The sequence below is a fragment of the Xanthobacter oligotrophicus genome, assembly GCF_008364685.1.
In the GTDB taxonomy this organism is placed as follows: Bacteria; Pseudomonadota; Alphaproteobacteria; order Rhizobiales; family Xanthobacteraceae; genus Xanthobacter; species Xanthobacter oligotrophicus.
This window is the reverse complement of the sequence record NZ_VTTL01000006.1, coordinates 181,603-196,197: the sequence shown is the minus strand read 5'-3', so window position 1 is coordinate 196,197 and position 14,595 is coordinate 181,603. Positions and strand designations below refer to the sequence as shown.

10 protein-coding genes are annotated in these 14,595 nt (G+C 66.8%); 5 read left to right on the top strand and 5 right to left on the bottom strand.

Annotated elements, in window-relative coordinates; genetic code table 11:
- Nucleotides 1–71 precede the first annotated feature (71 nt).
- Nucleotides 72–257, bottom strand: coding sequence for a hypothetical protein (locus FZ033_RS11830; RefSeq protein ID WP_149576340.1), 186 nt, complete (start codon nucleotides 255–257; stop codon nucleotides 72–74).
- 351 nt (nucleotides 258–608) lie between these two features.
- Nucleotides 609–1,196 (bottom strand): CarD family transcriptional regulator, encoded by a 588-nt coding sequence (locus FZ033_RS11825; protein WP_149576339.1) that lies wholly within the window; start codon nucleotides 1,194–1,196, stop codon nucleotides 609–611.
- Between the two features lie 540 nt (nucleotides 1,197–1,736).
- On the opposite strand from FZ033_RS11825, the gene ahcY reads away from it, so the two are divergent.
- From ahcY to FZ033_RS11800, 5 genes are all read left to right on the top strand, one after another.
- The gene (ahcY, locus tag FZ033_RS11820; protein ID WP_149576338.1) at nucleotides 1,737–3,134 is read left to right on the top strand and encodes an adenosylhomocysteinase; all 1,398 of its coding nucleotides are present in this window, start codon (nucleotides 1,737–1,739) and stop codon (nucleotides 3,132–3,134) included.
- Nucleotides 3,135–3,754: 620 nt separating this feature from the next.
- Nucleotides 3,755–5,641 carry a potassium transporter Kup gene (locus tag FZ033_RS11815; protein ID WP_188079441.1) on the top strand — a complete coding sequence of 629 codons (1,887 nt, stop codon included), beginning with the start codon at nucleotides 3,755–3,757 and terminating at the stop codon, nucleotides 5,639–5,641.
- Between the two features lie 233 nt (nucleotides 5,642–5,874).
- Entirely contained in the window at nucleotides 5,875–6,951 is a 1,077-nt protein-coding gene (locus FZ033_RS11810) for a putative bifunctional lysylphosphatidylglycerol flippase/synthetase (RefSeq protein WP_149576337.1), read from the top strand.
- Between the two features lie 264 nt (nucleotides 6,952–7,215).
- Nucleotides 7,216–8,430 (top strand): acyl-CoA dehydrogenase family protein, encoded by a 1,215-nt coding sequence (locus tag FZ033_RS11805; RefSeq protein WP_149576336.1) that lies wholly within the window; start codon nucleotides 7,216–7,218, stop codon nucleotides 8,428–8,430.
- A complete protein-coding gene (locus FZ033_RS11800) occupies nucleotides 8,427–9,446 on the top strand; it encodes a phosphotransferase family protein (RefSeq protein WP_149576335.1) in 1,020 nt (339 codons plus the stop codon). The genes FZ033_RS11805 and FZ033_RS11800 overlap by 4 nt, the downstream gene beginning before the upstream one ends.
- Nucleotides 9,447–9,545: 99 nt before the next feature.
- Here the strand turns inward: FZ033_RS11800 and FZ033_RS11795 are convergent, their stop codons facing one another.
- The 3 genes from FZ033_RS11795 to FZ033_RS11785 form a co-directional block, all read right to left on the bottom strand.
- On the bottom strand, nucleotides 9,546–10,433 hold the full coding sequence (locus FZ033_RS11795) for an alpha/beta fold hydrolase (protein ID WP_149576334.1): 888 nt from the start codon (nucleotides 10,431–10,433) through the stop codon (nucleotides 9,546–9,548).
- Between the two features lie 8 nt (nucleotides 10,434–10,441).
- A complete protein-coding gene (locus FZ033_RS11790) occupies nucleotides 10,442–12,967 on the bottom strand; it encodes an alpha/beta hydrolase (RefSeq protein WP_149576333.1) in 2,526 nt (841 codons plus the stop codon).
- 104 nt (nucleotides 12,968–13,071) lie between these two features.
- Nucleotides 13,072–14,595 carry a UxaA family hydrolase gene (locus tag FZ033_RS11785; RefSeq protein ID WP_149576332.1) on the bottom strand — a complete coding sequence of 508 codons (1,524 nt, stop codon included), beginning with the start codon at nucleotides 14,593–14,595 and terminating at the stop codon, nucleotides 13,072–13,074.

Below are 14,595 nucleotides of genomic sequence, written 5' to 3'. Positions count from 1 at the left end.
TCTTCGGGCATGTTGCCGAGCTGAGAGACGGGTTCAGGGATCAGGCTGATAGCGCCTGGTCCGAGCCGGCTCTAGCGCTGGTCGCGCCGCTCGTCCCGTTGATTCTCGTTCCGTTGGCCTCCCTGCTGCTGGCCACCCTTCTGGCCAGGCACCTGAGCCTGCTGCTGCTGGCCCTTGTCCTTGCCCTGACCTTCGCGGCCTTTTTCGTTCTGGTTCTGGTTCTGGGGATTGCGCTGATCCTGGTCACGAGTGGACATGATCGCTTCTCCAAGCCAGCCCCATGCGGACAAACGCGCAAAACGCCGCCGGGTTCCACCGGAGCTGCGGAATGTTCGGTGTCCCCGCCGGACAGGCGCAGACGCGGCCTCAGCCCCGGTCCGCACCCCGGCATCAAGCATCGGCCGTGGGAAACGCCCGCCGGGACCAGCACACATGACGGCGACACATGGCTGTCCCGCGCCGTACGCACGCATGGCAGGGTTGTGACAGCCTCCAGAGGACCGCCCAAAAAAGAAAGACCCGGCCGGAGCCGGGTCTTTGACTTGGAAACAGGATCTCGGAAACAGGATCTTGAAGCAAGATCACGCAGCCGGATCAGGCAGCAAAGATCAGGCCGCTTCGTCGGCCTCGATCTCGGCGTCCATGTCGGCCTCTTCCACCACCTTGGCGGTGCCGCGACGCGGACCCTTGAGGAGGTTCTGCTCGATGAGCTTCACCGCCTCGGTCTCGGTGATGTTGTTCACCGCCGAAAGCTCGCGGGCCATCCGATCCAGAGCGGCTTCATAAAGCTGGCGCTCGGAATAGGACTGCTCGGGCTGGGCGTCGGAACGATAAAGGTCCCGCACCACTTCGGAGATGGCGACGAGGTCGCCGGAATTGATCTTGGCTTCGTACTCCTGCGCGCGGCGGCTCCACATGGTGCGCTTCACGCGGGCGCGACCCTGAAGAGTTTCCAGCGACTTATCGACGATATTGGTCTCGGAGAGCTTGCGCATGCCGACGGTGGCGATCTTGGGCACGGGCACCCGCAGCGTCATCTTGTCCTTTTCAAACGAGATCACGAAGAGTTCGAGCTTGAAACCGGCGACTTCCTGTTCCTCGATGGCCATGATGCGGCCCACGCCGTGGGACGGGTAAACAATGTGCTCGCCCGTCTTGAAGCCGAGACGGGTCTGCGTGCTCTTCTTTGCCGACATGCTCTTGACACTCCTGATCCGCCCCAGGGACATGACTCCCGGGCCGAACCTGTTGGCGCGGAGGCCGGCCGGTCCGGTACCGGGACGGCGCGCACCTGGCGCTGCGGACTTGGGTCGCGGCCGGAACGCCCGCCAACCCGCTCAGCCAGTCGATGGCGATGGACAGCCCCCGCGCCTCGCCGTAAGTGTCGGCAGGCACGTAAATTCTCGCCCCTGTATTCCCGAGAATACGCCCATGGTCATGCGCGAACACTGTGCGGGCGCGAAGCGGCTGGTTGGTGGAAGCAATCGACTGTAAAGTCACGTATATCACAATTTTTGTCGGAATCAAAGCGCGCCTGTCGCCAACCTTACTTTGGCGGGTGCGAGCGGCAACTTGGCCGCCATCTTGGCAGACGAGCCGTCGTGCGGCTTTGCCGGCACCGGCCTCTGCCATATAAGCATTTCTTTATATCCTTATTGCCGCGATGAAGGCGCCGTGCTACAGGCCCGCATCCCGACCTGCGCCCTGCGGCGCGGCGCATTCCAGCGGAGCAATCCATGAGCAACGATTACGTGGTGAAGGACATCAACCTTGCGGACTGGGGTCGCAAGGAGCTGGACATCGCCGAAATCGAAATGCCCGGCCTCATGGCCACCCGCGCCGAATACGGCCCGTCCCAGCCGCTGAAGGGCGCCCGCATCGCCGGCTCCCTGCACATGACCATCCAGACCGGCGTGCTCATCGAGACGCTGAAGGCGCTGGGCGCCGACGTGCGCTGGGCCTCCTGCAACATCTACTCCACCCAGGACCATGCCGCCGCCGCCATCGCCGCCGCCGGCGTGCCCGTCTTCGCCGTGAAGGGCGAGACGCTGGAGGAATACTGGGAATACACCCACCGCATCTTCGAGTGGGCCGACGGCGGCGCGCCGAACATGATCCTGGACGACGGCGGCGACGCCACCCTTCTCGTCCATCTCGGCCTGCGCGCGGAGAACGGCGACACCGCCTTCCTCGACGGCGCCACCAACGAGGAGGAGGAAGTCCTCTTCGCCGCCATCAAGCGCCGCCTGAAGCACAAGCCGGGCTGGTACACCCTGCTCGCCAAGTCCATCCGCGGCGTGACGGAAGAGACCACCACGGGCGTGCACCGTCTCTACGAGATGCAGAAGAAGGGCACGCTGCTGTGGCCCGCCATCAACGTCAACGACAGCGTCACCAAGTCCAAGTTCGACAACCTCTACGGCTGCCGTGAGTCGCTGGTGGACGGCATCCGCCGCGGCACCGACGTGATGATGGCCGGCAAGGTGGCCATGGTCGCGGGCTTCGGCGACGTGGGCAAGGGCTCCGCCGCCTCCCTGCGCAACGCCGGCTGCCGGGTCATGGTGTCGGAAGTCGACCCCATCTGCGCCCTCCAGGCCGCCATGGAAGGCTATGAGGTCACCACCATGGAGGATGCCGCCAAGCGCGCCGACATCTTCGTGACCGCCACCGGCAACCTGGACGTGATCACCGTGGATCACATGCGGGCCATGAAGGACCGCGCCATCGTCTGCAACATCGGCCACTTCGACAGCGAGATTCAGGTGGCCGGCCTCAAGAACCTGAAGTGGCACAACGTGAAGCCGCAGGTGGACGAGGTGGAGTTCGCCGACGGCAAGCGCATCATCCTGCTGTCGGAAGGCCGCCTCGTGAACCTCGGCAACGCCACCGGCCACCCGAGCTTCGTCATGTCCGCGTCCTTCACCAACCAGACGCTGGCGCAGATCGAGCTGTTCACCAAGCCCGGCCAGTACGCCAAGGAAGTCTACACCCTGCCCAAGCACCTCGACGAGAAGGTGGCCTCGCTCCACCTCGACAAGATCGGGGTGAAGCTGACGAAGCTCACCGACCAGCAGTCGGCCTATATCGGCGTGCCCCAGCAGGGTCCGTTCAAGAGCGAGCACTACCGCTACTGAGCGGCGGCCGGCCGCGCCTCGCGCGCCAGCCATGATCCAGCGGAACGCCGGCCCTCGGGCCGGCGTTCTTCGTTTCGAGGGTGATTTGGACCTGTTTCTGGCGGTTTGGACCTGCGCCCGTGGCCCGGCTGCCGGGTCTCAGGTCCTGGCCCGCGCGGCGCATGAGCGTCGCCCTCTCGGCCCCGGTCAACGACCGAGGCCGTTGGTATTGGAGGGTTTGCGGCGGCGCATTGTCTTCCCCCGCGAACGGAGCTAGGTGTTGGGTGCACCCGCCCCATGCGGGCAGAGCCGGACGGTTCCGGAGCGGCGTCTTTTCGGTCCCTGGCCTCGGCTTGGGGCCGGGCGTGGCACGGTCCGGATCTCTGCCCATGTGCCACGGACGGGAAACGCGCGGGGGCTTGCCTTGAACGGTTTCGTGCGACGGTCGCGAGGCGTGACACTGCGCGACAGGACACTGTGCGGCAGGTCACTTGGCGGCAGGTCACCCTGCGGCATGAACCTGCGCAGCTTGGGGTTCCAGATGCCGGGGCAGCGCGGCGCTTTTACAAACCAGAGCCCCGACGGCCGGCACCGCACCTTCCCCCTGCCCGACGCGCGGCACTGAGCAGCGATCGCCCTCGATGGCCCTCAGCTTTTCCCGCGACCGCACACGCCCCCTGCCGTTCGCCGCCGAGATCGGCGCCCTCGGCGTGGTGTTCGGCGACATCGGCACCAGCCCGCTCTACGCCCTCAAGCAGGGCGTCCTGGCGGTGGGCGGAACCAATTTCCTCGGCGCCGACGTGCTGGGGCTGCTCTCCCTCATCACCTGGAGCATCATCCTTTCCGTCACCGTGAAATACGTGATGCTGGTGCTGCGGGCGGACAATGACGGCGAAGGCGGCATCCTGGCCCTCGTCACCCTGCTCGACCTCCACCGCAGTGCGCTCGGCATGCGCTGGTACCTGCTGGCGGCTGGCCTGCTGGGCGCCGCCATGCTCATCGGCGACGGCGTTCTGACCCCGGCCATGTCGGTGCTCTCGGCCATCGAGGGACTCCAGGTCATATCGCCGGAGCTGGAACACTGGGTGGTGACGCTCACCGTGGTGGTGCTGCTCGCCGTCTTCCTGTCGCAGCGGCTGGGAACCGAGCGCATCGCCTCCTTCTTCGGGCCGATCATGCTGGTGTGGTTCGGCTCGCTGGGGACACTGGGCGTCTACGGCATCCTGCAGGCGCCCCAGGTGCTGGCCGGGCTCGACCCGCGCTACGGCATCATGCTGATGGTGAACCATCCCGGGCTTGCCGGCGTCATCCTCGGCGCCTGCTTCCTGGCGGTGACGGGCGGCGAGGCGCTCTATGCGGACCTTGGCCATTTCGGCCGCCCGGTCATCGCCCGCGCCTGGCTGTTCGTGGCCATGCCGGCGCTGCTGCTCAATTATTTCGGCCAGGGCGCGATCCTGCTGGTGGACCCGAACGCGGTGCGCAACCCGTTCTACGACCTGTGCCCGGACCCGTTCGACATCCCGCTGCTGTTCCTTGCCACGGCGGCGACGGTGATCGCCTCCCAGTCCATCATCACCGGCGTGTTCTCGCTGGCGAAGCAGGCCATCGAGCTGGGCTACCTGCCGCCCATGCGGATCCGCTACACCTCCGAGCACAACGAGCAGCACATCTATGTGGGCCGGCTGAACTGGCTGCTGATGATCGCCTGCATCGCCGTGGTGCTGGGCTTCGAGGCCTCCGACCGGCTGGCCTCGGCCTACGGCATCGCGGTGGCCTTCGCCATGGTCACCACCTCCATCCTGTTCGTCGCCCAGGTGCACCGGTCGTGGGGCTGGCCGGCGCCGGCGGTATGGGCCATGGCGACCGGCCTGCTCATCATCGATTTCGCCTTCGCCTCGGCCAACATGACCAAGATCCACGACGGCGGCTGGCTGCCCCTGAGCATCGCCGCCGCCATCATCTTCGTGATGGTGAGCTGGCGGCGCGGCCTGGAGGGCGTGGTGGCCCAGCAGGTCCGCTTCACCGAGCCCCTCGACAGCTTCGTCGCCCGCAAGGACCGGGTGAACGACGTGGAAGCCCCCCGCACCGCCATCTTTCTGTCTCGTGCGGGTGCCATGACTCCCGTCGCCCTCTCGCGCATGGCGGATCTCTTGAAGGTCCGGTTCGAGAAGGCGGTGATCGTGTCGGTGTGGATCGCCGCTCGGCCCCGGGTCTCGGTGGAGGACCGGGTGAAGGTGACGACCCTCAACGAGGGCTTCGTGCGGGTGGATCTGCGCTTCGGCTACATGCAGCAGATCGACGTTCCCTCCGTGCTCGGCCCGGCGCTCAGCGCTCGCGGCATCGATCCGGACGCGGCCATCTATGTGATCGGCCACGAGCGGATCATCCCGCCCGACGAGGTGACGAAGATCAAGGACGTGGTGGCGCATGTGTTCGCCTTCCTCGCCCGGAACGCGGAGCGCTCGGTGGACCGGTTCGGCCTGCCGCGGGCCCGCACGGTGGAGATCGGCTATCCGGTGAAGCTTTAAGGGCATTCACCGCGCCGTCACGGCGGGCAGGGATCAGTCTGGAATCGGCAGGCAGCCATGGACCGGCGGCCATCGCGGCGCCGCCCCTGAAGTGCGGCCAACGAACAATACAATCTGAGCGAGCCGGCGGCGTCACGATGCGAAAAGAGTGAAAATGGCCCTTCAAACTCGCGCGAAAGCGTGCAGATGTGGGCGGGCCGGTGACGTTGCGGGCGGGGGATATCGGTGACGCAATGGGTGTTCGGGCGGTAGCTTCGAAAATCTGGGTTTTCCTGCGGGATCGGGTAGGTCTGCACGGGCTGGGCTTCATCCTGAGCCTGGTGGTGATCGCTTTTGCGGCCACCGTGCTCTACCGCATGCTTCACAACCTGAAGTTCGCGGACGTGATGGCGGCCCTCGCCGAGAAGGACCCGCGCAACGTCATCATCGGCTTCCTGCTGGTGGCGGGGGCCTATCTCACCCTCACCTTCTATGACTGGTTCGCCCTGCGCACCATCGGCAAGGACCACGTGCCCTACCGCATCGCGGCGCTGGCGGGGTTCTGTTCCTATTCCATCGGCCACAATGTGGGCTTCACCGTCTTCACCGGCGGCTCGGTGCGCTACCGCATCTATTCCGCCTGGGGGCTCGGGGCCATCGACGTGGCCAAGATCTGCTTCGTGGCTGGGCTCACCTTCTGGCTCGGCAACATCGCGGTGCTGGGCCTCGGCATCACCATCCATCCGGAAGCCGCCACGGCGGTAGACCGGCTGCCCCCCGCCATCAACCGGATGATCGGCATCGGCGCGCTGGCGGTGCTGGCGGGCTACATCACCTGGGTGTCGCTGGCGCCGCGCACCATCGGCCGCTCGTCCTGGTTCGTGACCCTGCCGCGCGGGCGCACCACTTTGGTCCAGGTGGGCATCGGCATCCTCGACCTCACCCTGTGCGCCGCCGCCATGTACATGCTGATGCCGTCGACGCCCTATATCGACCCGGTGTCGCTGGCGGTCATCTTCGTCACCGCCACGCTGCTGGGCTTCGCCAGCCATGCGCCGGGCGGCCTCGGCGTGTTCGACGCGGCGCTGCTGGTCGCCCTGCCGCAGTTCGACAAGAGCGAACTTCTGGCCGCGCTGCTGATTTTCCGCCTGTTCTACTACATCGTGCCCTTCGCCCTTTCGCTCACCCTGCTCGGGGCGCGGGAACTGAGCCTGCGCCTTGCCGGCTCCCCCGTGGTACCGGCAGTGCCGGACGGCAGCGGCGCTGTCGCCCACACGGCCGGCACCGCGAAGGCGGCTGCGAAATCTGCAGCGAAGTCCGCCGCCGAATGACGGCTGCCCCTGCCGGCACGTACCGGCAGGGTTGAAACACGGCGCGCGGCCGACGCCACAAAGCCGCGCAACGATGGGACCGCGCGCCCCATGGAATGCGACGGGCCGGCGGAAGCCGCTGGCGCACGATCTGCCCGCGAAACCCCGCACCGGCCAGACCCACCCTTCTGGCCGTTCGTCACGAGACGACTTGCGGTTTCAGCGGCGTGAATATAAAAAGCGAGCGCTCGCTCTTTTTCGTGCCTCCCAGCCATCGAGGTCACCATGGACTTCACCATCTCCCCCGCCCTCGAAGACCTGCGGCGCCGCATCGGCGCGTTCGTGGATCGCGAGATCATTCCGCTGGAAGCCGACCCCGCCGCCTATGATGCCCACGAGAACATCGCGCCCGCCCCGCTGGCGCGGCTGCGGGAGAAGGCGCGGGCCGAGGGCCTGTGGAACCTCCAGCTGAAGCCGGAGAGCGGCGGCCTCGGCGTCGGCCGGGTGGGCATGGCGGTCTGCTACACCGAGATGAACCGCTCCATCTTCGGCCCCGTGGTGTTCAATTCCGCCGCCCCCGACGACGGCAACATGATGGTGCTGGAACAGGTGGGCACGCCCGAGCAGAAGGCGAAATGGCTCGCCCCCATCGCGTCCGGCGCGGTGCGCTCCGCCTTCGTGATGACCGAGCCCCATCCCGGCGGCGGCTCCGACCCCTCCATGATGCTCACTCGCGCCGAGAAGCAGCCGAACGGCAGCTATCGCATCTACGGCCGCAAATGGTTCATCACCGGCGCGGAGGAGGCCGCCCACCTCATCCTCGTCGCCCGTACCTCGGACGATCCGCGCACCGGCCTCACCGCCTTCGCCTTCCATCGCGACGCGCCGGGCTGGCGCATCGTGCGCCGCATCCCCATCATGGGGCCGGAGGAGCATGGCGGGCATTGCGAGCTGGAGTTCGACGGCCTCGAAATCCCCCCCGAGGATGTGCTGCTGGGCGAGGGCAAGGGCCTGCGTGTGACCCAGATCCGCCTCGGGCCTGCGCGCCTCACCCATTGCATGCGCTGGCTGGGCCTCGCCATGCGCTGTGTGGAGATCGCACGGGCGTATGCGGACGTGCGCTACGGCTTCGGCGTGCGCCTCGCCGACCGCGAGAGCGTGCAGACCCTGCTGGGCCGCATCGCCATGGACATCGAGATCGGCCGCCTGCTCACCATGAAGGCGGCGTGGGAGCTGGATCGCGGCGGACTTGCCCGCAAGGAGGTGTCCATGGCCAAGATCAAGGCCGCCAACACCCTGCACCTCGCCGCCGACAGCGCCATCCAGATCAATGGCGCGCGCGGCTATTCCAAGGATACGGTGCTGGAGTGGATCTACCGCTACGCCCGCCAGGCCCGCCTGGTGGACGGCGCGGACGCGGTGCACGAGATGGTGCTGAACCGCTTCCTGGAGAAGGAAGAAGGTGCCTTCTGGAACTGGCCGGTGGGAGAAGGCGCATGAGCGGGTCCGAAAGCACCGCCTACGGCTTCGACGTCGCTGCCCTCGACGCCCATCTCAAGGCGCACATCAGCGACCTTGAAGGCGCGCCCAGGCTCCAGCCCATTTCGGGGGGCCAATCCAACCCCACCTTCTTCGTCACCTACGCCAACCGCGCGCTGGTGCTGCGCAAGCAGCCGCCGGGAGAGCTTCTACCCTCCGCCCATGCGGTGGATCGCGAATTCCGCATCATGCGGGCGCTGGCCGACACGCCGGTTCCGGTGCCGCCCACGCTGCTGCTGTGCGAGGACCGCTCGGTCATCGGCACCTTGTTCTATGTGATGGACAAGGTGGAGGGGCGCGTGTTCCACGACTGCACCCTGCCCGGCGTCTCCCCTGGGGAGCGCGGCGCCATGTATGCCGCCATGGCGCAGACGCTGGCGGCGCTCCACAACGTGGACTTCGCCGCCGCCGGCCTCGCCGATTTCGGCCGCCCCGGCAATTATTTCGGCCGCCAGATCGCCCGCTGGACCCGCCAGTGGGAGCTGTCGAAGACCCGCGAGGACGTCAGCATCGACCGCCTGGTCGCCTGGCTGCCGGCTCATGTGCCGGCGGACGACACCACGCGCATCGCCCATGGCGACTATCGCATAGGCAATCTCATGTTCCACCCCACCCGCCCCGAGGTGGTGGCGGTGCTGGACTGGGAATTGTCCACCCTCGGCCATCCGCTGGCCGACCTTGCCCATTGCGCCATGGCCTGGGTGTCGCGGCCTGAGGAGTATGGCGGCATCGCGGGGCTGGACCTCGACGCGTTGGGCATCCCCGCCCGCGCGGATTTCGTGGCGCAGTATGAGGCCGCGGCGACCCATGGCCTCACGCTCACCGACTTCCACATGGCGTTCGCTTTGTTCCGCTGGGCGGTGATCTTCGAGGGCATCGCCGCCCGGGCGAAAGCCGGCAACGCCGCGGCGGAAGGCGCGGCGGAAACCGGCGCTCTCTCCGCCGCCTTCGCCCGGCGGGCGGCGGAGTTCACGTAGATACCATCAGCCTCGGTCTTCGACCGACGCCAAGTGGGTTTCGCTCAAACGCCGCGCGGGCTCATACCAGCACCATCGGGGCGATGTCTCAAACGCCCCTCAGCCCGTAAGCCCGCCGAACCACGCGCCGAAATAGCCGGCATACAATTCCGGCGCCTCCAAATTCAGCGAATGGCCGATGCCCGGCACCGCCACAAAGCGGCAGTCGGGCATGAGCGCCGCCATCTCCTTGAGATCCTTCTCGGGGATCACACCGTCATTCATGCCCCAGACCACAAGGTGGGGATGGGTGATGGTGCCCATGCGCGCCTTCAGCTCACCACTCGCCGCCTCCTTGGTGAGGGTGACCGGCGTGCCGGACCAGATGCCGTCGGACACCCCCATGGTCTGGTCCACGATGCGCTCGAACAGGCTGGCGCGCGGACCCGCGTCCGGCTTGAAGCGGGCCGGTCCCTCGGCGAGGCTTTCCGGCTCGAACAGGCTCATGGCGGTGGACGCCAGCACCTGCCGCGTCAGCTCGCGGTCGACCTTCATCTTGTCGAAGAAGGCCGCCTGCTCGGGGCGGAAGGCGAGGCCCTGCGGCCCCACCGGCGAGAGCGAGAACACCCGGCCGAAGCGATCCGGCTGATTCAGGATCATCCGGGTAGAGATGATGCCGCCCGTGGAATGGGTGGCAAGGTGGCAGAAGGCAATGCCCAGTGCATCCAGCGCCGCCAGCATGTCGTCGGCATGCTGGGCGATGGAGTAATTGGAGAAGTCCTGGAGGTGCTCCGGCTTGTCGCTGTCCCCGCAGCCGCGCCAGTCGATGGCGATGGTGCGCACCCCGCGCGGGAAATGAGGCGCGGCCAGTTCGATCCACTCCTTGCTCGCCAGATTGCCATGGAGGAAGAGGACGACCGTGTCGCCCTCCCCCCATTGGCGCCAGGCGAGGTTTACCTCGCCCGCTTGAACCCTGAGGTTGATGTCGCCGGCTTTCAGCGTGGCCATGGCGGCACCTATTTGTTGAGGCCGGTGGGCGCGGCGGCGGTGGCGGCCTGCTGTGGCGCGTCCGAGGGGGCGCCGTGGATCAGCCGGTCCACGCTCGCGGCCGAGGCCGTGGGCACGCGGCCGGTCTCCACGAAGTCCACCACATCCTCGGCGAAGGCCACCGGCTCGTCGGTGTGGATGAAGTGGGCGGTGCCGGGATAGACCTTCACCCGCACATCCCCGCCCGCCGCATCCATGCGCCGCATGAACGGCAGGATGAGCTGGCGCGAAAGGTCGTTCAGCCCGTTGAAGGCATAGCCGGGAATGAACGGCTCCTTGTCGCCGAAGGCAAGGAAGATGGGGATCTTGATGTCCGTGAGCCTTTTATACAGGCTCGCCGGGTCCTTCTCCTGCAGTTCCGCCACCATGGCGTAGATGTCGAAGATGAAGACATCCACCCATTGCTGCAATTCCCGCGGATCGCCCTTGATCATGCCGATGCGCTGGGCGGTATGCAGGCGGGCATATGGGCTGTCGCGCAGGAAATAGCCCGAGCGCTGCGGCGTCACCGCGCCGGTCACCGGATCGCGGCTGCGGAAGTGGAAGAAATCATCGATCTGCTGGGCGGTGAGGTTCTTCTCCCGCTCGCGCAGGCCGGTCTGGTCCCAGGTGGCCTTCCACTTGTCGAAGTCGTGGGCATAAGCGGGATCGAACAGGTCCAGCTTCTTGCCCGGCGCCACTGTCACCTCGCGGGGATATTCCTCAAGCCCGGCGGGGGCTTCGAGAATCAGCTTCGTCACCGCGTCAGGCCAGGTGAGGGCATAGCCGAGCACGATCTGCCCGCCCATGGAATGGCCGAGATAGGCGGCCTTTGGCACCTTGAGCTGGTTCACCACCACCTCGTGCACCACCTCCCGCATCTCTTGCATGGTGCGGGCGGGGCTGTTGTCGAGGTTGCCGGGGCCGGACATGCCGTAGTGCGGCAGATCCACGGCGATCACCCGCAGGCCGCGCTCCAGCGCGATGCGCATGATGTTGCCATAGTGGCCGCCGAACGCGCCCTTGCCGTGGATGATCACCAGCACGTCCGGATTGGGCGCCGTGCCGGCATATTCATCCATGTAGCCGATGTCCCACGCGATCCCGCGGGAGTCCTTGGCCGTGGTCTTCTTCACCGGGAAAGGATAGGTGACGAACGTGTTCCAGAACGACTTGTCCGGCGTGATGTTGGAGGCCACCGAGGGGGTGCGGTAGGTCTTCGCCACCAGGTCGCGGTCGCGGGTGAGGCGCGACACGTCGGACAGGAATCCGGCGACGGTGGGGTCGAACTCCCGGTTCTTCAGGATGGAGAACACGCCGTAGTGGGCGACCGGGCTCCTCTCATGGACGAAGTCGGCGCCGGGCACGAGGTCCACCGTGCGCTTGGCCCGGTCGAAGGTGAGCCACTGGTCGTTGTCGATATGCATCACCAGCGTGCGCGCGGTGATGCGCTTGAGCTGGTCATTGATGTTGTAGGTCTCGCCGGCGCGGTTGCGCCACAACAGGTCCACCGCATCGAACAGCAGGGCGCGCTTGTTCACGCTGGCGCCGGCCTGGGGCGTGGGCGGGTTCCAGTAGAACACGTCCGGCTGCACCTTGGCCCAGTCCTGCTGGGAGCGGAACTGGAAGTCGAAGCCGGTGAGCAGCAGCACCGACCAGCCGAAGGCGACGCCCTGGTTGGGGTGCTTGTCCTTGGGCAGGTTGTAGTAATTGCCGCCGGTGGCCCGCCATTGCGGATCGCTCTCGATGGCGGCGGACATGAGCTGGAAGGTCCAGTTGCCCACCGGGTCGCCGCCATCCGACTGGCTGGTGCCGCCGATGGGCATCAGGCCGTTCATGAAATCGGGGTGCATGACGCCCCAGACATAGGTCTGCGTCGCCCCCATGGAGGCGCCGGTGACCAGCGCCGCGCGGGCGACCTTCAGGTGGTCGCGCAGCATCCGGTAGTTGGCCTGCACCATGTCCTGATAGCTGTACTGGGGAAACTTCTGCCCCAGCCCCTCGGACGGCTTGGAGGTGCCCCACAGGCCCAGCGCGTCGAGGATGACCACATAATACTGGTTGGTGTCGATGGCCCGGCCCGGCCCGATCACCGATCCGCCCGAGAGCGCCGTGCCCTCCACCCACTGGGCGTACATGTCGGTGGCATCGCCCGAATAGAAGGTGTTGATGATCACCGCGTTGGTGATCTCCCCCGCCGAATTGCGGATGGGGGTGCCCAGCGCGATGTAGGCGGTGCGCAGCGGACCCGCGCCGAGCTGCTCGAGGGTGGTGCCGCCCTCCCCGCCATTGGCCCATTTTTCGGGGGCGGCGAGATCGTAGGTGCCGCCGATCTTGAAGTTGCCGATGTCGTAGAAGGTCTTGAGATGGCAGAGCCGCTCCTGCGAGCAGGTGGGCGTGATCTTGAGCGGCTCGAACTTCGGGGCTGATGAGGGCTGGGATTGTGCTGGAGTCTGGGCTTCTGCGGCGACCAGCTGGGCGAGAAGCGCGAGGCCGATGGCGAAGGCGTGTCTCATGATTCCTCCCGGCGCCGCTCATTCATTGGCGTCGCCGGGGGGAAGAACATCACGGTCCGCGGCCGTTGGAAAGCGCGGACTTTACCGGTCCGGCCGAAGCCACCTCACATGACGGCGCCGATCTGCCAGGGCACGAACTCGTTGCGGCCGTAGCCCAGAAGCTCGGACTTGGACTTGGTGCCGGAGGCCACCTCCAGCACGGTGCGGAAGATCTCCCGCCCCTTCTCCTCGATGCTCACGCCGTCGAGCACGTCGCCGCAATTGATGTCCATGTCGTCCTCCATCCGGCGATAGAGGTCGGTGTTGGTGGCGAGCTTTATGGAAGGCGTGGGCTTGCAGCCATAGGCCGAGCCGCGCCCGGTGGTGAAGCACAGCACATTGGCCCCGCCCGCCACCTGGCCCGTGGCCGCCACCGGATCGTAGCCGGGCGTGTCCATATAGACGAAGCCCTTGCGGTCGATCCGCTCGGCATAGCGATACACCCCGCGCAGGGTGGAGGTGCCGCCCTTGGCCACCGCGCCCAGCGACTTTTCGAGGATGGTGGTGAGCCCGCCCGCCTTGTTGCCGGGAGAGGGATTGTTGTTCAGCTCGCCGCCGGCCCGCGCCGCATAGGCCCGCCACCACTCGATGAGATCCACGATCTTGCGGCCCACGTCCTCGCTCTCCGCCCGGCGGGTGAGGAGGTGTTCGGCGCCATAGATTTCAGGGGTTTCCGAGAGAATGGCGGTGCCACCCTGGCGCACCAGCATGTCCACCGCCGCGCCCAGCGCCGGATTGGCGGTGAGGCCGGAATAGCCATCCGACCCGCCGCACTGGAGCGCGAGGGACAATTCGGACGCCGCCACCGTCTCGCGCTTGGCCGCATTGGCGAAGGCCAGCATGTCCTTGATCTTGTCCACGCCCCGCGCCACCGACTTGCGGGTGCCGCCGGACTCCTGGATCACGATGCTCTGGAAATGGTCGCCCTCGGTGATGCCGTAGGCTTCCTTCAGGCGCGGGATCTGGAACACCTCGCAGCCGAGGCCGATGACCAGCACGGCGGCGAAATTGGGATGGCTGGCATAGCCCCACTGGGTGCGGGCGAGAATGTCGAATTCCTCGCCCTTCGAACCCATGCCGCAACCGGTGCCGTGGGTGAAGGGCACCACCCCGTCGATGTTGGGATAGTCCGCAAGGATACCGGAGCGCGCCACCTCGTCGGCGACGAAATCCGCCACCGTGGCCGAGCAGTTCACCGAGCTGAGGATGCCGATATAATTGCGCGTGCCGGCCCGCCCGTCCGCTCGGCGGAAGCCCTCGAAGGTAGCCGGCGTCTCGCCCGGCAAAAGGGTTTCCAGCGGCCGCGCCTCGGAGGCGAAGGCATAGTCCCGCTCGAAATCCTTGAGCATCACATTGTGCTCGTGCACCCAGTCGCCGGGCGCAATGTCCACCCCGGCGAAGGCGATGACCTGGCCGAACTTGCGCACCGGCGCCCCTGCGGGGATCGGCGCCGACGCGATCTTGTGGCCGCGCGGCACGGTGCGCGTGGCGGTGAGGCCTCCGGGGAGCGCCGCACCCTGCGGGACGGTGTCGATGGCGATGAGGACATTGTCCGCCGCGTTGAGACGCAGGGTGCGCGGGTCAGCCAT